Here is a 23153-nt window from a genome sequence, read left to right as displayed (position 1 = left end):
CCCGATGACCACGCACACGCTCCGCTCCAAGCGCCGGAGGTCGGCGCTGCGGACGACGGCCTTCATGTCGCCGTGGCTGATCGGCTTCGCCGTCTTCTTCGCTTACCCGATGGTCTCGACCGTCTACTTCTCCTTCATGAAGTACGACGGCTTCGGGGCGCCGTCCTTCAACGGGCTGACGAACTGGACGTACGTCTTCAGCGACTACCCGATGTTCTGGCCCTCGCTGGGCAACACCCTGTGGCTGGTGCTCGTGATGGTCACCTGCCGGGTGGTGTTCGGTCTCGGGACCGGGCTGCTGATCACGAAGATCAAGACGGGCACAGGGCTCTTCCGCACCTTCTTCTATCTGCCCTACCTCGCCCCTCCGGTCGCCGCGACGCTGGCCTTCGTCTTCCTGCTCAATCCGGGGACGGGGCCGGTCAACGCCGTCCTCGGGGACCTGGGACTGCCGACGCCGGGCTGGTTCAACGACGCGTCCTGGTCGAAGCCGGCCCTCACCATGCTCGCGGTGTGGGGCATCGGCGACCTCATGGTGATCTTCATGGCGGCGCTCCTGGACGTCCCCAAGGAGCAGTACGAGGCGGCCGAGCTGGACGGTGCGTCCGGCTGGCAGAGGTTCCGCTTCGTGACGCTGCCGAACATCTCGCCGATCGTGCTCTTCGCCGTGGTCACCGGGGTGATCCAGGCGATGCAGTACTACACGCAGCCCCTGGTGGCGGGGAAGGTCGCCTCCGGGGTGATCGGGGGCTCAGGGCAGCAGTTCGAGCCGGGCTATCCCGACAAGTCGACACTGACCCTGCCCCAGCTCGTCTACAACCTCGGATTCCAGCGCTTCGACTACGGCTCCGCCTGCGTCGTCGCCCTCGTCCTGTTCGCCCTGGCCATGGCCTTCACCGCGCTGCTGATGCGAGGCCGCAACAACCTGATCCAGGCCGGTGACTGAGCCATGACCTCACTCCTCGCCCCGCCCCGGCCGACCGGGACCGCCGGGGCCCCGACACCCGCCGCACGCACGGCCCGCCGCAAGGCGCTGCTGCACTGGATCGCCGTGCACGCGCTGGGCGTCGCCGCCGCTCTGTTCTTCGTCCTGCCCTTCGTCTTCGTCCTGCTCACCTCGCTGATGAGCGACCAGCAGGCGCTGACCCGGGACCTCACCCCCGACACCTGGGAATGGGAGAACTACCGGCGCGTCCTGGACACCCCGGGCTTCCTCACCTGGTGGCGGAACACCCTGCTCTACGCCGGCCTCGGCACGGTCCTGACCGTCGTCTCGTCCGTGCCCGTCGCCTACGCGCTCGCGAAGTTCCGCTTCCGGGGGCGCCGGCTCTCGCTGATGCTGGTCGTCTCGATGATGATGCTGCCGCCGCAGGTGGTGATCATCCCGATGTACCTGTTCTGGGCGAAGCAGCTGGACCTGTCCGGCACGCTCTGGCCGCTGATCATCCCGATGGCGTTCGGCGACGCGTTCTCCATCTTCCTGCTGCGGCAGTTCCTCCTCACCATCCCCGACGAATACCTGGACGCGGCGAAGGTCGACGGCTGCGGGGAGTTCCGCACGCTGGTCCGGGTCGTCCTGCCGATGGCGAAGCCCGGCATCGCGGCGATCGCGCTGTTCCAGTTCTTCGCCGCGTGGAACGACTACTTCGGTCCACAGATCTACGCCTCGGAGAACCCGGCCGCCTGGACCCTCAGTTACGGCCTGGAATCCTTCAAGGGCGCACACCACACCGACTGGAACCTGACCATGGCCGCGACCGTTCTGGTCATGGCCCCCGTGATCGCCGTCTTCTTCTTCGCGCAGAAGGCATTCGTCGAAGGCGTCACACTGACCGGAGTGAAGGGCTGAAATGAAGCTCGCAGTAGTGGGTGGCGGGTCCACCTACACCCCCGAACTGATCGACGGATTCGCACGGTTGCGGGACACCCTGCCCGTCGAGGAGCTGGTGCTCATCGACCCGGCGGCCGACCGCCTCGACCTCGTCGGCGGGCTGGCGCGGCGGATCTTCGCCAAGCAGGGCCACCCGGGGCGGATCGTCACCACCGCCGATCTGGACGCGGGGGTGGAGGGCGCGGACGCCGTCCTGCTCCAGCTGCGCGTCGGCGGCCAGGCCGCCCGCAACGAGGACGAGACCTGGCCGCTCGAATGCGGCTGCGTCGGCCAGGAGACCACCGGCGCAGGCGGCCTGGCCAAGGCGCTGCGCACGGTGCCGGTGGTCCTGGACATCGCCGAGCGGGTCCGGCGCACCAATCCGGACGCCTGGATCATCGACTTCACCAACCCGGTCGGCATCGTGACCCGGGCGCTGCTGCGGGCGGGCCACAAGGCCGTCGGGCTGTGCAACGTCGCGATCGGCTTCCAGCGGAAGTTCGCCCGGCTGCTCGACGTGGCGCCCGGCGAAGTACACCTGGACCACGTGGGTCTCAACCACCTGTCGTGGGAGTTCGGCGTGCGCCTCGGCGGCCCGGCCGGGGAGGACGTCCTGCCCCGGCTGCTCGCGGAGCACGGCGGGACGATCGCCGGGGATCTGCGTATGCCCCGGCAGATCCTCGACCGCCTGGGCGTCGTCCCCTCGTACTACCTGCGGTACTTCTACGCGCACGACGAGGTCGTCCGGGAGCTCGGCACCAAGCCGTCCCGGGCGGCGGAGGTCGCCGCGATGGAGAAGGAACTCCTGGAGATGTACGGCGACCCGGCCCTGGACGAGAAGCCCGCGCTGCTCGGCAAGCGCGGCGGTGCCTTCTACTCGGAGGCGGCCGTGGACCTGGCGGCGGCCCTGCTCGGCGGGGGCGGCTCCGGGGTGCAGGTGGTCAACACGTACAACGCCGGCACGCTGCCCTTCCTGCCGGACGACGCGGTGATCGAGGTGCAGGCCCGGGTGGACGGCACCGGCGCCACACCCCTCGCGGTCCCCTCGCCGGACCCGATGTACGCGGGCCTGCTCGCGCACGTGACGGCGTACGAGGACCTCGCCCTGGACGCCGCGCTGCGCGGGGGACGGGACCGGGTGTTCAAGGCGCTGCTCGCGCATCCGCTCGTCGGCCAGTTCGAGTACGCCGAGGCGCTGACCGACCGGCTCGTCGCGCACAACCGGGAGCACCTCGCGTGGGCGTGAACGCTTCGGTCCTCGCCGTCGACGCGGGCAACAGCAAGACCGACGTGGCGCTGGTGGGCGGGGACGGCACGGTCCTGGCCACCGCGCGCGGCGGGGGCTTCCGGCCCCCGACGGTCGGTGTGGAGGCGGCGATGGACGTCCTCGCCTCCGTGATCGGCCAGGCCCTGGCGGACGCCGGGGAACGCGCCGGGGACGTGGCACACGTGTCCGCCTGTCTGGCCAACGCCGATCTCCCGGTGGAGGAGGCGGAGCTGGCCGACGCCATGCGCGCCCGGGGGTGGGGCGGCTCGGTGGAGGTGCGCAACGACACCTTCGCGATCCTGAGGGCGGGGGTGGACGAGCCACGCGGGGTGGCCGTCGTCTGCGGCGCCGGGATCAACTGCGTGGGAATGGCCCCGGACGGCCGGACCGCGCGCTTCCCCGCGATCGGCCGTATATCCGGTGACTGGGGCGGCGGTTCGGGACTCGCCGAGGAGGCCCTGTGGTTCGCGGCGCGCGCCGAGGACGGCCGCGGGGAGCCGACCGAGCTGGTGCACACCCTGCCGGGGCACTTCGGGCTCGGTTCGATGTACGCACTGATCGAGGCGCTGCACAGGGGGCACGTCCCCGAGGGGCGCCGGCACGAGCTGACCCCTGTGCTGTTCGCGACCAGCGCGGCCGGAGACCCGGTGGCGAGCGCCCTGGTGGACCGGCTGGCGGACGAGGTCGTCGCCATGGCGTCGGTGGCCCTGGGCCGGCTCGGCCTGCTGGGCGAGGAGGTGCCCGTCCTGCTGGGCGGCAGCGTGCTGGCCGCACGGCATCCCCGGCTGGACGGGAGGATCACCCGGCTCCTCGCGGAGCGGGCCCCGAGGGCGGTGGTCCGGGTGGTGGCACAGCCGCCGGTCCTGGGCGCGGCGCTGCTCGGCCTGGACCGCACGGGCGCGGCGCCCGAGGCGCACCGCAGGCTGCGTGCGCACTACACCTGACAGACTGTCCGCGGAGACCGGGGCGCCACCGGTGCCGGAGGCGTCCCTGTTCCGCGTGGGAACCGATCAGTTGCCCCGATCGTGTTCATGTGGGGGGAGATCGATCCGACGCGGGATCCGGGTATTCCTGGTGAATGCCGCTCCCTGCGGCCATACTTCTGGCCGGGCACCAGTCCCCCGCCGGCCGGGGGGCCGGGCCGCCGTCAGTGACCCAGGGGGAGGTCAAGTGACATACCCGCCGAGCGGGACCGCGCCGCACGAGCCCGGTCCGCACCGGCCGTCCGCGCCCGTGCCCGCGCAGCGCCGTGCCCTGCCGTCCGAGGCCGTCCGGCGGATCCGTGCCGCCGCGACGACCGAGCCGGGCAGGCTGCAGTTCATCGGCGCGGCACTGGCGCTGCTGGTGGTGGTGTTCGGCGCGGTCACCTATCTGGAGATCTCCGCGCGGGCCTCGGCCGCCCACGACGTGGTGGAGCGCAGTCAGCCGCTCAGCGCGGACGCGGCGAGCATCTACCGCTCGCTCGCCGACGCGGACACGATGGCGGCGAGCGGCTTCCTGGCGGGGGCCCAGGAGCCCGCGGACGTGCACGAGCGGTACGAGCGTGACATCAAGGAGGCCTCCCGGCTCCTGGTCAGGGCCGCGGCGAGCACCGACGCCTCGACCTCCTCGCACCGGGAGATCACCACCCTGGGCGAGCTGCTTCCCGAGTACACGGGGCTGGTCGAGCGGGCCAGGGCCAACAACCGGCAGGGGCTGCCGCTCGGCGGGGCCTATCTCCGTTACGCCAACCAGAAGATGACGAACGAGCTGCTCCCGGCCGCCGAGCGGCTGTACGCGGTGGAGACCGGCCGGCTCGGCACGGACTCGGCGGAAGCGCGCCGGTGGCCCTTCCTCTCGCTGGGCGCCGGGGTCCTGGCGCTGGCGGCGCTGGTGTGGATGCAGCGGCGCAACTACCGCAGGACGAACCGCGTCTTCAACCACGGACTCCTCGCGGCGACGGCCGCGGCCACGGTGGTCCTGCTCTGGCTGGCGGTGGGACACACAGTGGCGAGGGCCGAACTGCATGGTGCGATGGTGCACGGGCAGGAGTCACTCGATGTCCTGAACAAGGCACGGATCAACTCGCTGAAAGCGCGCGCGAATGAGAACCTCACGCTGGTCGCCCGTGGTGCCGTACTCACCCCGGACGGCACGCAGGACCAGTACGAGACCGACTACAGCACGGGCATGAAGGCCCTCGGCGCACAGCTGAAGAGCGCGCAGGGACTGGCCGACGACTCCCGGGGGAGCGATCCGGTGGCGACGGCTGTCCGCGGTGTGTCGGAGTGGCAGGACCGCCACGGCAAGGCCCGGACGACGGACGACCGGGGCGAGTACGAGAGCGCGCTGGAGCAGATCATCGGACCGAAGGACTCCACGGGCGAGTGCTTCGAACAGGTCGACGCCGCGTTGCAGCAGGCACTCGCCCATGAACAGGACGAGTTCGACACGGCGGCCGAGGACGGTCGCGGGGCGCTGGGCGGGTTGCCGGCCGGGGCCGCCGTCCTCGCCGTCCTGGGTGCGGTCGCCGCGATCGTCGGGGTCAACCGCAGGCTCTCGGAGTACCGGTGAGGGGACGAGGGATGACCAGGGAGAGGGTGAAGGGCTGGGCCGCGGGGGGAAGGCTGCGCGGCTGGGGCGGGGTGACGGGCATGGCGGTGGCCTGTGCCGTCACCGCCTCGCTCACCCTGCTGCCGCTGGCGCACGGCGACGGGACCTTCGGCGGTCCGGGCGCGGGCCAGGGCGCCGCCTCCGCGGTGCCGGCCCTGGCCGAGGAGTGCACGGACCCGGAGGCGAGCCTTCCGCCGTCGGACGCCGACGGCCCGAGCATCGCGAAGATCCGGGACCGCGGGAAGCTGATCGCGGGCGTCGACCAGAACAGCTTCCGGTGGGGCTACCGCGATCCTGGGACCGGCACCCTCGAAGGCTTCGACATCGATCTCGTGCGGGCCATAGCGAAGGACATCCTCGGAGACCCCGACGCGGTGATCTTCCGTGCCATCCCCACCAACCAGCGCATCGCCGCGCTGGCGAACGACAGGGTCGACGTCGTGGTGCGCACGATGACGATCAACTGCAAGCGTCTCGAACAGGTCTCCTTCTCCACGGCCTACTTCCAGGCGGGCCAGCAGGTGCTGGCCCCCAAGGAGTCCGGCATCGACGGCTACGACGCGTCGCTGAAGGGCAAGCGCGTCTGCACGGCGGAGGGCTCGACGGCGTACGACGCGCTGAACGAGAAATCCTTCGGCGCGGTCTTCGAGGACGAGCACGACGGGACCGCGCTCGACAAGGACCAGCTGACCGTCCCCAACCAGCTGGACTGCCTGGTGCGCCTGCAGCTCGGCGAGGTCGACGCCGTGGTCACGGACAACGCGCTGGCGGCCGGCCAGGCGGCGCAGGACCCGTCGGTGGAGCTGAAGGGCGACAAGCCGTTCACCACCGAGTACTACGGCGTCGCGGCGAAGCTCGGTGCCGACGACCTGGTGGCCCGGGTCAACCACGTGCTGGTCCAGTACCGCGCGGGCGGTGCGGACAGCCCGTGGATGAAGTCGTACCGCCAGTGGCTGGCCGAGGGGCTGCCCGGCATCAAGGGCCCCCCGGCGCCGAAGTACCGGAGCAACTGAACCAGTCCGGGCCCACGGGTCCGGCGGCACGAGCGGAGAGGTGATCGATGGGCGTGGCGGGATCCTTCCCCGGCTTCGCGGGGAGGCCCCCCGGCCCGGTCATGGACCGGGACGAGGCGGACCGTGCGCTGGCCCGGCTCGGGGCGGAGCACGAGGCCATCGAGACCTCGCTGCTCGCGCTCCAGGACCACGCCGGCCGCCGGCTCCTGGAGGGTGCCGACCTGACCGGCCTCACCAAGGAGCGCTGGGCCGCGACCGAGCAGTCGATCACGCTGCTGTGGGGGTACTTCGACGCCTACGCCGGCACGCTCGCCAGGGCGCGTGAGCTCCGGGCCGGGCGCCGTCACCCCGGCAAGGACGATCTGGCGGCCCTGACCGAGCTGCTGCGCGGCGACAGCGTGACGGTCGCGAACCCGGGAGCGGTGCACCCGGGGCCCTCGGCCGGCGGACCGGCCAAGCTCGCCGAGCGGTTCACGCTGGAGGAGCTCGTCACCCGGATGAACGAGCTGTACGCCCGGTCGCTGGACATGGTCGTCGCCGCCGACTCCGTGTGGTCGGCCCTGCCCGCCCGGATAGACCTGCTCGCGGCGGAGCTGCGCCGCACCCGCTCGCTGGCGCACTCCGTGGGGGTGCGCCCCGGGGAGCACCCGGCCGGGGACGACCTGGAGGCGATCACCCAGGAGCTGACCACGTTGCGCGCGCAGGTGATCTCCGACCCGCTGGCGTTCTGGCTGCCCGGCCCCGGGAGCGCGGCCCCCGGGGGCGGGCGTCCCGACACGTCGCGCTACGACCGGGCGGCCCGTGCGCTGGAGGACGTGCGCCGGGAGATCGAGGCGGTGCTCGCGGTCCGCCAGGACGCCGAACAGCGCCTGGTGCGCCTGCGGGACGTGCTCTCCCGGGCCGACCGCACCCTCGCCGAGGCACGCTCCGCCCGCGGCGAGGTGCTGGCGAAGATCGCGGCCTCCGAGGTGCCCGCCGTCAGCGGGCCGCCGACCGCGCTCCAGGAGCGGCTGGCCGCCGCGTCGGAGTACCGGCGGCACGCCCAGTGGAACCGGCTCTCGCCCCTGCTGGACGCGCTGGAGCGGGAGGCCGAGGACGAACTGCTGCGTGCCCGTGACTCGCTGACGTCCGTGACCGCGCCGCTGGCGGTCCGTGCGGAGCTGCGCGGCAGGCTGGACGCGTACAAGGCGAAGGTCGCCCGGCACGGCATGGCGGAGGACCCGCTCCTGATCGAGCGGTACGACGCAGCCCGCCGGATGCTGTGGAGCGCGCCGTGCGATCTGCGGGTCGCCGGGCAGGCGGTGCTGCGCTACCAGCAGGCCGCGGCCGACCTGCTGACACCGCGTCGCGGGGACGAGCACGACGGACAGGGGGAGAGATCATGAGTACGCGGTGCCAGCGCCCCTCGTGCGAGGGTTCCTACGAGGACATGGGCGGCGGTGAGCTGTACTGCGACACCTGCGGCCTCGCGCCGGTCGTGTCGCCCACCGGCATGGTGAGTTCGCCGCCCACGGGCATCGCGGGCGGCGGCAGGGCGCCCGGCGGACCGGACAGCGGCAGCACCTCCCGGCGCACCGGTTCGCAGGCGTCCTCGCGCTCCTCCTCCCGTTCCTCACCGTCCCGGCGCTCGGTCTCGGGGCGGCTCTCCCGTTCCCTGTCGGGCGGTTCCACCTCCCGTTCGGTCTCGGTGCGTTCCTCGGGATCGTCCACCGGCACCACCTCGGGGCGCGGCAGGCTGGGCGCGGGCCTGGTGCTCGTGCCCGACGTGCCGCGGCCCGACCCGCACACCGCGGTGATGGAGAATCCCGAGGTTCCCGAGCGGAAGCGATTCTGCTCGCGCTCCGACTGCGGTGCTCCGGTGGGCCGGGCGCGCGGCGAGCGGCCCGGCCGCACCGAGGGGTTCTGCACCAAGTGCGGCCATCCCTACTCCTTCGTGCCCAAGCTGCGCGGCGGCGACGTCGTGCACGGGCAGTACGAGGTGGCGGGGTGCCTGGCGCACGGCGGCCTCGGCTGGGTCTATCTCGCGGTGGACCGCGCGGTCTCCGACCGGTGGGTGGTCCTCAAGGGCCTGCTGGACACCGGGGACCAGGACGCCATGGCCGCGGCCATCTCGGAGCGGCGCTTCCTCGCGGAGATCGAGCACTCCAACATCGTCCGCATCTACAACTTCGTGGAGCACCTGGACCAGCGGACCGGGTCGCTCGACGGTTACATCGTCATGGAGTACGTCGGGGGGAAGGCGCTCAAGGAGATCGCCAACGAGCGCCGCACCCCGGCCGGGAGGCGTGATCCGCTGCCGGTCGAGCAGGCGTGCGCGTACGGGATCGAGGCGCTGGAGGCGCTCGGCCATCTGCACAGCCGCAATCTGCTGTACTGCGACTTCAAGGTCGACAACGCGATCCAGACCGAGGACCAGCTCAAGCTCATCGACATGGGCGCGGTGCGCAGGATGGACGACCAGGAGTCGGCCATCTACGGCACCGTCGGCTACCAGGCGCCCGAGGTGGCCGAGACCGGTCCGTCCGTCGCCTCCGACCTCTACACCGTGGCGCGGACCCTCGCGGTCCTCACCTTCGACTTCCAGGGGTACACGAACGTCTTCGTGGACTCGCTGCCCGACCCGGACAACATCGAGGTGTTCCGGAGGTACGAGTCCTTCTACCGGCTGCTCGTGCGGGCCACGGACCCCGACCCCGCCCGTCGCTTCGCGTCGGCCGCGGAGATGGCGGAGCAGCTGACCGGGGTGCTGCGGGAGGTGGTGGCCCTTCAGACCGGGCGCCCGCGCCCGGCGCTCTCGACGCTGTTCGGCACGGAACTGCGCGTGACCGACACGGAGTTGTTCGCGGAGCTGACGGACGAGGTGTCCCGGCTCGGCGTGCGCACGGCCCCGGCCGGCGGCCGGGGAGGCTTCGGCCGCCGCCGCGGTGCCGCGCCCGCCGCCGCCCTCCCCTCCCCCGCTCCGGCGGCCTCGGCGGTGGTGGCCCCCTCCTTCGCGGCCCCGCAGCCCGTACCGGCCGGCGCGGCCCCGGTGTACGCACCCGACACCCATGTGCGGGGCGGCACCGGAGGCGGCGGGGCCGTGTACGCGCGGCCCCGGGCGGCCGTCCCGGCCCCGCGCGCGGCGCTCCCCGAGCCGGTACTCCCGCCCGCGGCCGGGCCCAGGCTCGCCGTGTTCGACGCGCGGGCGACCGCGCTGGCCCTGCCGGTCCCCCGGGTCGACCCGAACGACCCCAACGCCGGTTTCCTCGCCGGGGTGATGACCTCGGCGCCGACGGAGCTGATCTCGGCGCTGCACGCGGTCCCGTCCCCCTCGCCCGAGACGAGGCTGCGGGAGCTGCGGGCCCGCCTGGAGATGGGTGAACTCGACTCCGCCGTACGGGCGCTGACGGCGGTCGAGGCGCAGCACCCGGACGACTGGCGGGTCGTCTGGTACCGCGGGCTCACCTCCCTGGTGACCGGCGACAAGGAGAACGCCGCCCTCTCGTTCGACGCGGTCTACGATGCCTTCCCCGGTGAGCCCGCACCCAAGCTGGCGCTGGGCGTCTGCGCCGAGATGCTGGGCCAGCTGGACAACGCGGCGGAGTACTACGGGCTGGTGTGGGCGACCGACCCGAGCTTCGTCAGTGCCGCGTTCGGCCTGGCCCGGGTGCAGATCGCCGCGGGCGACCGGGCCGCGTCGGTGCGCACGCTGGAATCCGTACCGGAGTCCTCGATCCACTACACCGCGGCCCGGGTGGCGGCGGTGCGGGCCCGGCTGCGCGGACGGGCGCCGCACGAGCCGCTGATCGAGGACCTCTCGGCCGCCGCCGACCAGGTGACGGCGCTGAAGGGCTTCGGCCTGGACGCGGTGCGGCGTGAGCAGTTGTCCACCGAGGTACTGGGGACGGCGCTCGACTGGGTACTCTCCGGTAGTCCCACAGCTCAGCCGTCCGGACCGGCCTCCCCCGCGGTCGTGGGCCCGAGGGCCGTGCTGGGCAGTGAGCTGGACGAGCGGGGCCTCAGGTTCGGTCTCGAACGCTCGTACCGGATGCTCGCCCGGCTCGCGCAGCGGGGCGACGAGAGGATCGAACTGGTGGAGCGGGCCAACCGTTTCCGCCCCCGGACCTGGGTGTGAAGATGTCACAGAGCCACCAGCAGGCCTCCTTGCCGGGATGCCCCAGCTGCGAGGAACCGCTGGAGCCGGGCGACCTGTTCTGCGGGGCGTGCGGCTACGACCTGTCGGCCGTGCCCGCGCCGCCGGGCGACCGCCCGACGGTCGCCATCACCGTGCCCGCGCGGAGCGCCGGCGCCCCCGCCGCCGGTCAGGTCGACTGGCCGCGTGCCGCGGAGACCGACAGCTCCGATCTGCCGGCCCCCACGCACCGCCCCGCCGACCTGCCGGGCGTCGACTCGGGTGGCAGGCCCCTGCCCACCGCCGCCCCGGCGGCGGTCCGCTTCGACCAGCCGGACGGCCCGGCCTCCACCGAGGACGCTTCGGACGACACCGCGGGCGACTTCGAGCTCGCGGCGCCCGATCCCCGTACGGCGGAGCACTCCGCCGCCGCCCCGGCGGCCGGTGCCCAGGTGTGCGTGGCGTGCCGATCGGGCCAGGTGGACCCGGACGGCTACTGCGAGAACTGCGGCCACGCCCAGCCGCGCGAGCGCGACCACATGGAGCAGGAGCTCGGTGCGGTGGCCGCGGTCAGCGACCGGGGTCTGCGCCACCACCGCAACGAGGACGCCTTCGCGGTGTCCTCGACCGCTCTGCCCGACGGGTCGCCCGCCGTCGTCGCGATCGTGTGCGACGGCGTCTCCTCCGCGAGCCGCCCGGACGAGGCGTCGGCCGCGGCGGCGAGCGCCGCCAACGAGTCGCTGCTGGAGTCACTGCCGCAGGGGACGCATCCGCAGCAGGCGATGCACCAGGCCATCCTGGCCGCGTCCGAGGCCGTCAACTCCCTGGCCCAGGAGCCGGGCCGGGCCATGGAGCACGATCAGCACCGCCACCAGAACGCCCCGGCCTGCACCCTGGTCGGCGCGATCACGGCGAGTGACCTGCTCATCGTCGGCTGGGTGGGCGACAGCCGTGTCTACTGGGTGCCGGAGGACCGCTCCAGCCCGCCGGCGCGGCTCACGGAGGACGACTCCTGGGCCGCGCAGATGGTGGCGACGGGTCTGATGAGCGAGGCGGAGGCCTACGCCGACGAGCGCGCCCACGCCATCACCGGCTGGCTGGGCGCCGACGCGTACGAACTGGAGCCGCACACCGCGTCGTTCAAACCGGACCGGCCCGGCCTCGTCGTGGTGTGCACCGACGGCCTGTGGAACTACGCCGAGGCGGCGGCCGACATGGCCGCGGCCGTCCCCGCGGACGCGTACGAACGGCCGTTGCACGGAGCCCGGGTGCTGGTCGGGCACGCGCTCGACGGCGGGGGCCACGACAACGTAACAGTGGCGCTGCTGCCGTTCGCCGTGGCGGCCCGAGGGGCAGGATCGGCCTGAGCCGGGCCCGGGCCCCCTCGTCCTGCCCGTACCGTCTCCTCGCGCCCCCGTCCGCCCGCCCGTTCCTCTTCCGGAACGTGCCTCTGTCTTTCGTCTGACCTATGTGGAGCCTCAAGGAGCCGATGAGATGGCCAACTTCTCGAAGTCCAACGTGCCGCAGTTCTCCGTCGAGGTGTATCAGAACGCGTATCTGCCCGAAGGCGGGCGCGAGGTAAACGCCATCGTCACCGTCACCTCGACCGGCGGCGGTACGACCGGAGGCGTGCCGCTGCCCGGCACGGCACCCGGCGTCGCGGACGCGCCGGGGCGGTCCGCGGGCGCCGCCGTGGTGCTCATGGTCGACTGTTCGGGCTCGATGGACTACCCGCCGACGAAGATGCGCAACGCCCGCGACGCGACGGCGGCGGCCATCGAGACGCTGCGCGACGGCACGCAGTTCGCCGTCGTCGCGGGGACGCACGTGGCCAAGGACGTCTACCCGGGCAACGGGCGGCTGGCGACCGCCGACGCGCAGACCAAGGCACAGGCGAAGGAAGCCCTGCGCCGGCTGAGCGCGGGGGGCGGCACGGCGATCGGGACCTGGCTGCGGCTGGCGGACCGGCTGCTGGGGGCCGCCGAGGTGGACATCCGGCACGGCATCGTCCTCACGGACGGGCGCAACGAGCACGAGGCCCCCGAGGACCTGCGCACCGCCCTGGAGTCCTGCGCGGGCCGGTTCACCTGTGACGCACGAGGGGTGGGCACGGACTGGGAGGTGAAAGAGGTCACGGGTATCGCCTCCGCCCTGCTCGGGACGGCGGACATCGTCGCCGATCCCGCCGGTCTCGCCGCGGACTTCACGCGGATGATGGAGAACGCCATGGGCAAGGAGGTCGCGGACGTGGCCCTGCGGCTCTGGACCCCGGTCGGCGTCGAGATCTTGTTCGTCAAGCAGGTGGCGCCCACGGTCGCCGACCTCACCGGCCGCCGCACGGAGGCCGGGCCCCGCGCCGGGGACTACCCGACGGGTTCGTGGGGCGACGAGTCCCGGGACTACCACGTGTGCGTCAGGGTTCCGCAGGCCGGGATCGGCCAGGAGATGCTGGCGGCCCGGGTGTCCCTGATCCTTCCGCCCGCCTCCGACGGGACCCCCGCGCAGACTCTTTCGCAGGGTCTCGTACGGGCGGTCTGGACGGACGACATGGTGGCGTCCACCTCGATCAATCCCCAGGTCGCCCACTACACGGGACAGGCCGAACTGGCACAAGTCATCCAGCAGGGGCTCGAAGCGCGTAAATCGGGAGACTTCGACGGGGCGACGGCGAAACTGGGCCGGGCGGTGCAGCTCGCGTCGGCTTCCGGAAACGCGGATACTGCGAAACTGCTTTCGAAGGTGGTCGACGTCGTCGACGCGGCGACCGGTACTGTGCGACTGAAAGCGAGGGTGGCCGAAGCGGACGAGATGACACTCGAAACGCGCTCGACCAAGACCGTTCGCGTAAAGAAGTAGCCGGACAAAAGACAACGACACGACCGTGCGGAGAGCCGACCCGGCCGACCGGACGGTGCACCGACCAGCATGGCGGCCTCCGGGCCGGACGAGGAGAGGGGGAAGCGCCGACATGCCGACCTGCCCGAACGGACACCAGTCGGGTTCCGAGGACTGGTGCGAGGTCTGCGGACACCGCATGGCCGGAGCGGGCGCGCCCGCGGGCGCGGTCCCGCCGCCGCCTCCCCCGCCGCCCGCGCCCGGTTACGGCTACCCGCAGGGGACCGGCTCCGGGGAGCCGACCGCCCAGGCCGAACTCTGCCCGCAGTGCCGCACCCCGCGTGAGGCGATGGCTCCGTACTGCGAGGAGTGCCGCTGGAACTTCCTCACGAACACGGCGACGTCGTACACCCCGCTCGCCCCGCAGGGCGGCGTGAGCTCGGGGGTGCCGGGCCTGAACCTTCCGCCGGGCTTCCAGGCCCAGCAGGGGCCGCCGCCGCAGCAGCAGCGGGACCCGTTCGAGTACCAGGGCTCCCGCCCTTCGCAGGTGAACCGGCCGGCCGAGCCGCTCTCGCCCGAGCAGGGCTCCCGGCCCGGTCTGCCGGAACAGGGAGAGCGGCCGGGGCCGCCTCCGCCGCCCGCGTTCCAGCAGGGGCCTCCGCCGGCCTTCCAGCAGGGGCCGCCGCCTCCGCCGGCGTTCCAGCAGCAGTCGCCGTCGCCGTTCGAGCAGCAGGAGCAGGGCCGGCAGGGGCAGCAGAACCCGCCCGGTCCGCCCTCCCCGTTCGCCCCGCAGGGTCCGCAGGGCGGTCCGGGTCCGCAGGGTCCGCAGGGACCGCAGGGCGGTCCGGGTCCGCAGGGGCCGCAGGGCGGGACCCAGGCTCCGCCCTCGCCGTTCGACCCGCAGCGGCAGGGGCCGCCGGCCCCTCCCGCCTTCCAGCAGCAGTCCGCGCCGCCCGCCCCCGCCCAGCCACAGGCTCCGCAGCCCGGCGGGGACGACGACTGGATGCTGCCGCCGCCCTCGCGCCAGCAGCCTCCGCAGGGCTTCCAGCAGGGCCCGCAGGCACCGCAGCCCCAGGCGCCCCAGCAGCAGTTCCCCGGACAGGGGCACGCCCCGGGCGGCAGGGACCAGGGGCCGGGCAGCTGGACGGCCGTCATCGCCCCGGACCGTGACTACTTCCTCGCGATGATGCAGCGCAGCGGCCCGGAGGCGACGGGGCTCAACCTGCCCGCGTACTCCCCGGAGCAGCGCCTCGCGCTCACCGGCAACCAGATCACCATCGGGCGCCGCCGGCACAGCACCGGCGAGTCCCCCGACATCGACCTGGCCAGGCCTCCGGAGGACCCGGGCGTCTCGCACCAGCACGCCGTGCTGGTGCAGCAGCCGGACGGAAGCTGGGCCGTCGTCGACCAGAACTCGACGAACGGCACGACGCTCAACGGCGCCGAGGACCCGATCCAGCCGTACGTCCCCGTCCCGCTCCAGGACGGCGACCAGGTGCACGTCGGTGCCTGGACGACCATCACGGTCCGGCGCGACTGATCCGGCGGGTCCGGAAGGCGACCGGATCCGGACCGGGGTCCTAGGACCCCGGTCCTCCGCCGGTGCGTCTGCGACGATGGACGGGTGACAGAGATTCCGCGCGACACGCTTCAGGAGCAGACCTTCTACGAGCAGGTCGGCGGCGAGGAGACGTTCCGGCGCCTGGTGCACCGCTTCTACCAGGGCGTCGCGGACGACCCGCTGCTGCGCCCGATGTACCCGGAGGCGGATCTCGGCCCGGCCGAGGAGCGATTCACCCTGTTCCTGATGCAGTACTGGGGCGGGCCGCGCACCTACAGCGACCAGCGGGGCCATCCCCGGCTGCGGATGCGTCACGTCCCCTTCAGGGTGGACAGGGCGGCGCACGACGCCTGGCTCGGCCACATGCGGGTCGCGCTCGACGAGCTCGGGCTCCCTCCGGAGCAGGAGCGGCAGTTGTGGGACTACCTCACCTACGCCGCGGCCTCGATGATCAACACCGCGGACTGACGCCATGTGCGGATTCCGGTACTCCGCCGCCGCATAACGGTCACGATCCCATCAAGGTCCGCCCACAAGCGGTTTCCAGCTGCCCTGTGCTCTGAAAGCATCCGGGGGACGTCGGGGGCGTACAGGGTGTACGGGGCGTGGCGCTGCTGAGTTTCGGGGGATCAGGTGACGGGGTTCGTCCTTCTGCGGGTTCGCGCGCACCGGCTCCTGCTCACGGCGGCCGTGCTGGCCGTCCTGCTCACCACCTGTGTGCTGGCGGCTCTCACCGCGTTCTCGGGGTCCATGGGGGACGCCGCCCTGCGGCACACGCTCACCCACCGCTCCGCCACGCAGGCGTCACTCCTGGTCTCCGCCGATGTGGACCGCGAGCGGCGCGAGGAGGCCGACGCCACGGTGCGCCGGGCGGCCCGCGACACCTTCGGCGGGCTGCCGGTGACCGTGCGGAAGCTGGAGAGTTCCGGGCCCTACGCCCTCCCCCGCAGCTTGCAGACGCCCGCCGAGCGGCGTGGCGAACCCGATCTGACGCATCTCGCCTCCCTCGACCGCAGCCGGGTCCGCCTCACCGAGGGCCGTATGCCGGACGCCGGAGCCGGGGCCGCCGGGGACCCCGTGCAGGTGGCCCTGCCGCGCGCCTCCGCCGAGGCCCTGAAGCTGGCGCCGGGCGCCCGGCTGACGCTCACCGACCGGCTGAAGGAGACCCCGCTGCGGATCGAGGTCACGGGCCTGTACGAAGCGTCCGACCAGGCCGATCCGTACTGGCAGTTGGACCCGCTGCGCGGGCGCGGGATACGCGAGGTCGTCTTCACCACCTACGGCCCGCTGCTCGCCGATCCGGCCGTGCTGGGTTCGGGACGGCTCACCGCGGGGCCGGTCTCCTGGCTGGCCGCCGCCGACTTCCGTACGGTCACGACCGGCCGGACCGAGGCGCTGCGCCGGGCCGCGACGCAGGGGCCGAAGGCGCTGTCGGCGGCTCCGGTGTTCGGTGACGGGGCCACGGTGCGGACATCGCTGCCGACGGTCGTCGACCAGGTCGAACGGGCGCTGCTGGTCTCCCGCTCCACGATCATGATCGTCGCCGTCCAGCTGGTCCTGCTCGCCGGCTACGCCCTGCTGCTCGTGGCCCGGCTGCTGAGCGGCGAGCGCGCCGGGGAGACCGAACTGCTGCGTGCCCGGGGCGGTTCGCGGGGCCGGATCACCTCGCTCGCCGCGATCGAGGCGCTGCTGCTCGCCGTGCCCGCGGCCGTGGCCGCCCCGCTGCTGGCAGGTCCGCTGACCGGGCTGCTCGCGGACCGGAGCGAGCTGGGGCGGATCGGGCTGCGGCTCGACGGCGGCGCCACCGGCACGGTCTGGCTGGTCGCCGCGGCCGTCGCCCTGGCCTGCGCGCTCGCGGTGGTCGCCCCCGCGCTGACGGCGGGTGCGGGCGGGCGCAGGGACTCCCGGGCCGCCGCGCTGCCGACGCCGGTGCGGGCCGGCGCCGACCTCGCGCTGCTGCTGGTGGCCGGGGTGGCGTACTGGCAGCTGGACCGGCAGACCGGCACGGCGGGCGGCGGCGCCCTCAGCGGCGACCGGAAGGGCGAACTGGGCATCGACCCGCTGCTGGTGGCCGCCCCCGCGCTCGCCCTGCTGGCGGGCACCGTACTGACCCTGCGGCTCCTGCCTCCCGCGGCGCGGCTTGCGGAGCGGCGCGCGGCAGGCGGGCGAGGGCTGTTCACGGCGCTGGCGGGCTGGCAGTTCAGCCGACGGCCGCTGCGGGGCGCGGGCCCGGTGCTGCTGCTGGTCCTCTCGGTCGCGATGGGCATGCTGGCGGTCGGTCAGAGCGCGTCCTGGGACCGTTCGCAGGGCGACCAGGCGGACTTCAGGTCAGGTGCCTCGGTGCGCGTGGTGGGCGCTCCGGCCGGCGACCCGGCGAAGGCTGCGGCGTACACGGACCTCCCGGGCGTACGGGAGGCGGCTCCGGCGTTCCGTACGACGGTGGACCTCTCCGGAGGGCGGACGGCCGAGGTGCTCGCCCTGGACACCGCGCACGCCGACGAGGGGATGCTGATGCGGGAGGACCTGGCGGGAACGTCCCCGGAGCGGCTGTTCGCCGCGATCGCCCCGCCGGCGACCGGACGGACGGGGGTGGTGCTGCCCCCGAACAGCACCCGGGTGCTGTTCGAGCTGCGGATCCGCGACGTCTCGGCGCCCGGCGGGAGGTCCCCATCGGGCGCTGCGCCGCTGGTCAGCGTGTTGCTGGAGGACCGTTACGGCCTCGGTTACCGGGTCGGAGCCGGGACCGTGCCCGTCGACGGCGGCGCGCACACCCTGTCCTTCCCCGTCTCCGCCTCCGGCGGTCTGGCCGTGACCGGCTTCGAGGTGGACGGCGAGGTCCCCGAGGGACGCTCCGAGAAGCGGCAGGTGTCGGTGACGGGCCTCCGGGCGCTCACCGCCGGCGGGGCCGAGCGGCCGGTGCCGGCGTCGGAGGGGGTGCGCTGGCAGGCGGGGGCGACCATGACCGAGGCGGGCGAGACACGCTCGGGCGAGCAGGTGCGGGCGGTGACCGGCTCGGGCGCCGCGCCCTCCTTCCGCTACGGCACGGGGGCGGCCCTGCCGGACGACTCCTTCTTCGGCAGCGAACCCGTCAGCACGCTCCGGATCACCGCGGCCCGCCCGGCGGCCCCGGCGCTGAAGGCCGTGGCCACCGACGCGTACCTGGCGTACGCGGGGGCGAAGCCCGGCCAGGAGATCGATCTCACGCTGGCGGGCAACACCGTCCGGGTGAAGCTGGTGACGTCGGTGCGGCAGGTGCCGACCACCGGCACCGGTGCGGCCGGAACGGGCTCCGCGGAGGCCGCCGGTCCTGGCGCCGACGCGTCCACGAAGCCCGGGGGCAGCCTGCTGCTGGACCTGCGGGCCGTCTCCGAGGTGCTGGCGCACCGGTCGGGGGCCACCCTGGCGCCCAGCGAGTGGTGGCTGAGCACCGCGCCCGGGCAGGGTCCGGAGGTGGCGGCGCACCTGCGTGCGCTGCCGGGCACCGATCCCGCGCAGGTGCGGGTGCGCGACGAGGTGGCGCGGGAGCTGGCGGACGACCCGCTCGGAGCGGGCCCGCGGTCCGCGCTGCCGGCGGTCGCGGTGGTGGCCGCGGCGCTGGCCGCGGTCGGCTTCGGTGTCGGCCTCGTGGGGTCGCAGCGCGAACGGGCCGCGGAGTTCGCCGTGTTGCGGGCACTGGGGGCGTCCCGCAGGCGGCTGGCCCGGATGCTGGCCGCCGAGCAGGGCGTACTGATCGCTCTCGCCCTGCTGATCGGCCTCGCCCTCGGCGCGGTGCTCACCAGGGCTGTGGTCCCGCTCGTCGTGCTGACCGGGCAGGCCTCCCGGCCCGTGCCGGACGTCCTGGTGCTCCTGCCGGCCGGGCAGGTCGCGGTGCTGCTGGGCTCGGTCGCCGCGCTGCCGTTGCTGATCGTCGCCGCGATCACGCTGCGCCGTGCCGATCCCGCGGTATCGCTGCGCCACCAGGGGGACAACTGACATGAACGCCGCCAAGATCCCGGCCGCCTGTGCCCCCTGGGTGCGGACGAGGCTGCGTACCGCCCCCGGCGTCTCGGCCGCCCTGGCGGCCCTGGTGTTCCTGACCGCCTTCCTCGCCGCCGTCTTCCCCCGGGCGGTGGACGCGTACGAGTCGCAGGCGCTGCGCCACGACCTCACGACCGCGGCGCCCGGACAGAGCGTGCTGGAGGTGACGACGCCGCCGCCCGCTCTCGGGCAGGCACCCTCGGTCCGGGAGGCCGCGATGCGGGAGGAGGCCCTGTCCGAGGCCGACGAGGCACTGACGGCGGCGCTCGCCGATCCTCTGCGGGCCGACACGGCGAACTCCTCGTACGGGGTGCACACGACGACGCCCCTCGTCGCGACCGAGCCCTGGCTGCCCCGGCCGAACGCGCTCCCGCCGCAGCTCACCTACGCCGCCCCGGCCGCCCTCTCCGAGCACAGCACGCTGCGGGCGGGCCGCTGGCCGGTGGTGCGGGGCCAGGTGACCCTCGCCACCCGTGAGGTGGAGGCAGCAGTCACCCGGGAGACCGCGGCGGAGCTGGGGATGAAGCCGGGCTCGACGATCGCGGTGCCCACCCAGAACGGGCAGACGCTGACCGTACGGATCACCGGCGTCGTCACGCCGCTTCGCCCGGAGAGCGGCTACTGGGCGGTCGATCCGCTGTACCGCGCCCCCTCCCTCGTGAGGGACCCGCAGTCCCCCGTCCCCACCTTCTACTGGGCGGCGGCGCTGCTGCTGCCCACGGACGCGGCCCCTGCGCTGCTGGCCACCAGCGGCGACCCGGAGCTGTACTGGCGTCTCGCGCCGGACGCCACCGGCCTCACCTCCTCCGACGCACCCAGGATCAGCAGGGCCGTCGCCGCGATGGAGAGCGGCCCCGAGCTCCTGACCCTGCGCGACATCACCGGGCCGAACACCACGCTCACCACCGACCTGGACGCGATCCTCGGCGCGTACGCCTCGACGCGTACCGCGATCGGCCCCGTCGTCACGGTCGCGGCCGTGGGCATCGGGGTGGTGGGCGCGGTCGTCCTGCTGATGACCGGCGGACTGATCGGCGCGCGCCGCCACCACGAACTGGCGCTGCTGCGCTCGCGCGGCGGCTCGCTGCGGGGCATCGGCGGACGGCTGCTGGCCGAGACGGCCGTGGCCGTGCTGCCCGCGGCGGCGCTCGGGCTGCTGGCGGCGGTCCTGCTCGTCCGCGAGGCGCGGTTCCTGCCCGCCGCCACGGCCGCCGCGGCGGTCGCCGTGCTGGTCTGCGCCGCGCTGCCCGTTCGTACGGCGCTGCTCCACCGCAGGCCGCTGCTGCACGGGGCGCGCGAGGACATGACGGCCGCTCGGCCGAGCCGCCGGCGTACGGTCGCCGAACTCACCGTGCTCGTCCTGGCGGTGGGCGCGGTCGCCGCGCTGCGCCGTCGCGGTACGTCGACGGGTTCGGGCGCCGATCTGCTGGTCAGCGCGGCTCCCGTGCTGGTGGGGCTGATCGCCGCGCTCGTCCTCGTGCGGCTCTACCCGCTGCCGCTGCGGCTCGCCGCCCGGCCGGTGGCGAGGCTGCGCGGCGCGGTCGGCTTCCTGGCGCTGGCCCGAGCCGGCCGGGCCCCGTCCAGCGGCACGCTGCCGCTGCTGGCGCTGCTGATCGCGCTGACCACGGCGGCGTTCGGGGGGTCGGTGATCGCGGGGATCGCGGACGCGCGGGACGACGCGGCGCTGCGGGCCGTCGGTGCGGACGCCCGGATCAGCGGGGAAGGCGGGCTCGCCCCGCTCTCCGACGGCGTCGTCCGGCAGGTCCGCGCGGTGGACGGCGTCGAGGACGTCGCCGCCGTCCGCATCGAGTACGGCACACCGCTGGCGGCTTCGCGGGACGTCAGGTCGGACACGGAGCGCGCGACCCTGCTGGGCGTCGATCCCGGCTCGTACGCCCGCCTGGCGCGCGGGACCGGGCTGCCCGCCTTCCCTGCGGCGGCGCTGAAGGGCGCCGGAGAGCGGGGCGGGGTGCTTTTGGCCGTCGCCTCACCGGCGCTCGCCGAACGTCTCGGCGACCGGCCGTTCACCGTCCGGTCGCAGGCCGGGGACATCGAGGTGCGGGTCGCCGCCGCCCTGACGCGCACCTCGGCGGTGGACGACTCCGACTTCCTGATCGTCGACGCCCGGGACCTCACCCTGGGCGCTCCCACGACGCTGCTGGTCACCGGCGCCTCACTCGACGGCGAGCGGCTGCGGGCCACCGCCCGGGAGGCGGGGCCGGACTTCCAGGTACGGCTGCGGTCGGCGGCGCGCGGGGCGTTCACCGACACACCGATGCAGTCGGGCGCGGAACGGATCTACGCGGCGGCCGTCGCGGCGGGCGCCGGATACGCGCTGCTCGCCGTCGGCCTGTCGCTGCTGCAGACGGCCCCGGAGCGCACCACGCTCCTGGCCCGGCTGCGGACCATGGGGCTCACCACCCGGCAGGGCAGGCGGCTGCTCGCGTTCGAGGCGATGCCCCAGGCACTGCTGGCCGCGTTCGGCGGGCTCCTCGTCGGCTGGGCGACCATCGCCCTGCTGGCGCCGGGAATCGACCTGGACGCGCTGGCCCTGGCGGGCGGCGCGCCGTCGGCCCCGCACACCGCCACGCTGCGGACCGACGCGTGGTCGCTGGGCCTTCCGGCACTCGGTGTGGTCGTCCTCACCGCCGCCGTGGCCGGCGTCCAGGCGTGGTGGTCGGGCCGCCGCGGATCGATCAAGGAACTCAGGGCAGGAGACACCCGGTGACGTCATCGACAGAGACCACCCTGGCGGAGCTCGAACAGCGGGCCGCCGCCCGTCGGGACCGGCCGTCGTACGGGCACGACGCCCTGATCGCGTGCGACCGGCTGGTGCGCATCTTCTCCGCGGACGGGGTGGAGGTGCAGGCCCTCCAGGGCCTCGATCTGCTGGTCACCGAGGGCGAGTTGATGGCCCTCGTCGGCGCTTCGGGCAGCGGGAAGTCCACCCTGATGAACATCCTGGCCGGCCTGGACGTGCCCACGGCGGGCTCGGCGAAGGTGGCGGGCTGCGACCTCCTGGCCATGGGGCAGAAGGAGCGGCTGCGCTACCGCCGCGATGTGGTCGGCTTCGTCTGGCAGCAGACCTCACGCAATCTGCTCTCGTATCTGACAGCCGTCCAGAACGTCACGCTGCCGATGCAGCTGCGGGGCGGCGGCCGGAACCGCGAACGGGCGGCGCGCGCCGAGTCGTTGCTGGAGATGCTGGAGGTCGCGGACTGCCGCGACCGCCGCCCCGCCCAGATGTCCGGCGGACAGCAGCAGCGGGTGGCGATCGCGGTGGCGCTGGCCAACAACCCCTCGGTGCTGCTCGCCGACGAGCCGACGGGTGAGCTGGACTCCGCCACGGGCGAGCAGGTGTTCGCCGCGTTCCGCCGGGCCAACGAGGAGCTCGGCACGACGATCGTGATCGTCACGCACGACCAGGCGGTGGCCGACGAGGTGCGCCGCACGGTCGCCATCCGCGACGGGCGTACGTCGTCCGAGGTGCTGCGGCGGACCGAGGTGGACGCGGCGACGGGCCAGGAGTCGCAGGTGGCGCGGGAGTACGCGATGCTCGACCGGGCCGGCCGGCTGCAACTGCCGGCGGACTACACCGAGGCACTGGGGATGGAACACCGGGTGATGCTGGAGCTGGAGCAGGACCACATAGGCGTGTGGCCGGACGCCTCCGGGAAGTGAACCCCGGGCCTGTGAGTCCTGCGGCGCCGGGGTGGCGCACCGGTACCTGACCGTGGCCCTCGGAACACCCGGCTGGCGCGCCGGGCCCTGACCGTGGCGCTCGGAACACCCGGGGGTGAGGGCACGCGGAACGCTCGGCTCCCGGAGCGCTCGGCTGGGCGGCCCGGGGCACCCGGTGGCGCGGCATGCGGCGCCCGGGTGGGCGC

The 23153-nt window shown here is 73.9% G+C and carries 15 protein-coding genes; all 15 read left to right on the top strand.

Annotated elements, in window-relative coordinates:
• The first annotated feature begins 4 nt into the window (after window positions 1-4).
• The gene (locus ACFY8O_RS08390; RefSeq protein WP_145801498.1) at window positions 5-946 is read left to right on the top strand and encodes a carbohydrate ABC transporter permease; all 942 of its coding nucleotides are present in this window, start codon (window positions 5-7) and stop codon (window positions 944-946) included.
• A gap of 3 nt (window positions 947-949) precedes the next feature.
• Window positions 950-1849, top strand: a complete 900-nt coding sequence (locus ACFY8O_RS08385; RefSeq protein WP_387900072.1) for a carbohydrate ABC transporter permease — start codon at window positions 950-952, stop codon at window positions 1847-1849.
• A 1-nt stretch (window position 1850) separates the two neighbouring features.
• A complete protein-coding gene (locus ACFY8O_RS08380) occupies window positions 1851-3116 on the top strand; it encodes a 6-phospho-beta-glucosidase (RefSeq protein ID WP_145801496.1) in 1266 nt (421 codons plus the stop codon).
• Window positions 3107-4081: an N-acetylglucosamine kinase gene (locus tag ACFY8O_RS08375; RefSeq protein ID WP_387900070.1), complete on the top strand. Its 975-nt coding sequence runs from the start codon at window positions 3107-3109 to the stop codon at window positions 4079-4081. Before ACFY8O_RS08380 ends, ACFY8O_RS08375 begins: the two co-directional genes overlap by 10 nt.
• Window positions 4082-4307: 226 nt before the next feature.
• A complete protein-coding gene (locus ACFY8O_RS08370) occupies window positions 4308-5690 on the top strand; it encodes a hypothetical protein (protein ID WP_387900068.1) in 1383 nt (460 codons plus the stop codon).
• 11 nt (window positions 5691-5701) lie between these two features.
• A complete protein-coding gene (locus tag ACFY8O_RS08365; protein WP_387900066.1) occupies window positions 5702-6742 on the top strand; it encodes a glutamate ABC transporter substrate-binding protein in 1041 nt (346 codons plus the stop codon).
• A gap of 47 nt (window positions 6743-6789) precedes the next feature.
• Entirely contained in the window at window positions 6790-8127 is a 1338-nt protein-coding gene (locus ACFY8O_RS08360; RefSeq protein ID WP_145801491.1) for a hypothetical protein, read from the top strand.
• Window positions 8124-10856 (top strand): serine/threonine-protein kinase, encoded by a 2733-nt coding sequence (locus ACFY8O_RS08355; protein ID WP_387900063.1) that lies wholly within the window; start codon window positions 8124-8126, stop codon window positions 10854-10856. The genes ACFY8O_RS08360 and ACFY8O_RS08355 overlap by 4 nt, the downstream gene beginning before the upstream one ends.
• Window positions 10857-10858: 2 nt before the next feature.
• Complete coding sequence (locus ACFY8O_RS08350) at window positions 10859-12220, top strand: PP2C family serine/threonine-protein phosphatase (RefSeq protein WP_387900061.1); 1362 nt, start codon at window positions 10859-10861, stop codon at window positions 12218-12220.
• A 127-nt stretch (window positions 12221-12347) separates the two neighbouring features.
• A complete protein-coding gene (locus ACFY8O_RS08345) occupies window positions 12348-13709 on the top strand; it encodes a vWA domain-containing protein (protein WP_387900059.1) in 1362 nt (453 codons plus the stop codon).
• 112 nt (window positions 13710-13821) lie between these two features.
• Window positions 13822-15228, top strand: a complete 1407-nt coding sequence (locus ACFY8O_RS08340) for an FHA domain-containing protein (protein WP_387900057.1) — start codon at window positions 13822-13824, stop codon at window positions 15226-15228.
• A gap of 84 nt (window positions 15229-15312) precedes the next feature.
• Window positions 15313-15717, top strand: a complete 405-nt coding sequence (locus ACFY8O_RS08335) for a globin (protein ID WP_145801485.1) — start codon at window positions 15313-15315, stop codon at window positions 15715-15717.
• Between the two features lie 165 nt (window positions 15718-15882).
• Window positions 15883-19221 (top strand): FtsX-like permease family protein, encoded by a 3339-nt coding sequence (locus ACFY8O_RS08330; RefSeq protein ID WP_387900055.1) that lies wholly within the window; start codon window positions 15883-15885, stop codon window positions 19219-19221.
• Between the two features lies 1 nt (window position 19222).
• Window positions 19223-21994, top strand: a complete 2772-nt coding sequence (locus tag ACFY8O_RS08325; protein WP_387900053.1) for an FtsX-like permease family protein — start codon at window positions 19223-19225, stop codon at window positions 21992-21994.
• Complete coding sequence (locus ACFY8O_RS08320; protein WP_145801482.1) at window positions 21991-22947, top strand: ABC transporter ATP-binding protein; 957 nt, start codon at window positions 21991-21993, stop codon at window positions 22945-22947. The genes ACFY8O_RS08325 and ACFY8O_RS08320 overlap by 4 nt, the downstream gene beginning before the upstream one ends.
• Window positions 22948-23153: the final 206 nt, after the last annotated feature.

The sequence above is a fragment of the Streptomyces argenteolus genome (genome assembly GCF_042902585.1).
In the GTDB taxonomy this organism is placed as follows: domain Bacteria; phylum Actinomycetota; class Actinomycetes; order Streptomycetales; family Streptomycetaceae; genus Streptomyces; species Streptomyces argenteolus.
This window is presented reverse-complemented; position numbering and strand designations above follow the sequence as displayed.

Excerpts from the sequence above, each read along its gene's own strand:
- ACFY8O_RS08390 (WP_145801498.1), top strand. The coding sequence starts at position 5 with ATGACCACGCACACGCTCCGCTCCAAGCGCCGGAGGTCGGCGCTGCGG.
- ACFY8O_RS08385 (WP_387900072.1), top strand. The coding sequence starts at position 950 with ATGACCTCACTCCTCGCCCCGCCCCGGCCGACCGGGACCGCCGGGGCC.
- ACFY8O_RS08380 (WP_145801496.1), top strand. The coding sequence starts at position 1,851 with ATGAAGCTCGCAGTAGTGGGTGGCGGGTCCACCTACACCCCCGAACTG.
- ACFY8O_RS08365 (WP_387900066.1), top strand. The coding sequence starts at position 5,702 with ATGACCAGGGAGAGGGTGAAGGGCTGGGCCGCGGGGGGAAGGCTGCGC.
- ACFY8O_RS08360 (WP_145801491.1), top strand. The coding sequence starts at position 6,790 with ATGGGCGTGGCGGGATCCTTCCCCGGCTTCGCGGGGAGGCCCCCCGGC.
- ACFY8O_RS08355 (WP_387900063.1), top strand. The coding sequence starts at position 8,124 with ATGAGTACGCGGTGCCAGCGCCCCTCGTGCGAGGGTTCCTACGAGGAC.
- ACFY8O_RS08350 (WP_387900061.1), top strand. The coding sequence starts at position 10,859 with ATGTCACAGAGCCACCAGCAGGCCTCCTTGCCGGGATGCCCCAGCTGC.
- ACFY8O_RS08345 (WP_387900059.1), top strand. The coding sequence starts at position 12,348 with ATGGCCAACTTCTCGAAGTCCAACGTGCCGCAGTTCTCCGTCGAGGTG.
- ACFY8O_RS08340 (WP_387900057.1), top strand. The coding sequence starts at position 13,822 with ATGCCGACCTGCCCGAACGGACACCAGTCGGGTTCCGAGGACTGGTGC.
- ACFY8O_RS08325 (WP_387900053.1), top strand. The coding sequence starts at position 19,223 with ATGAACGCCGCCAAGATCCCGGCCGCCTGTGCCCCCTGGGTGCGGACG.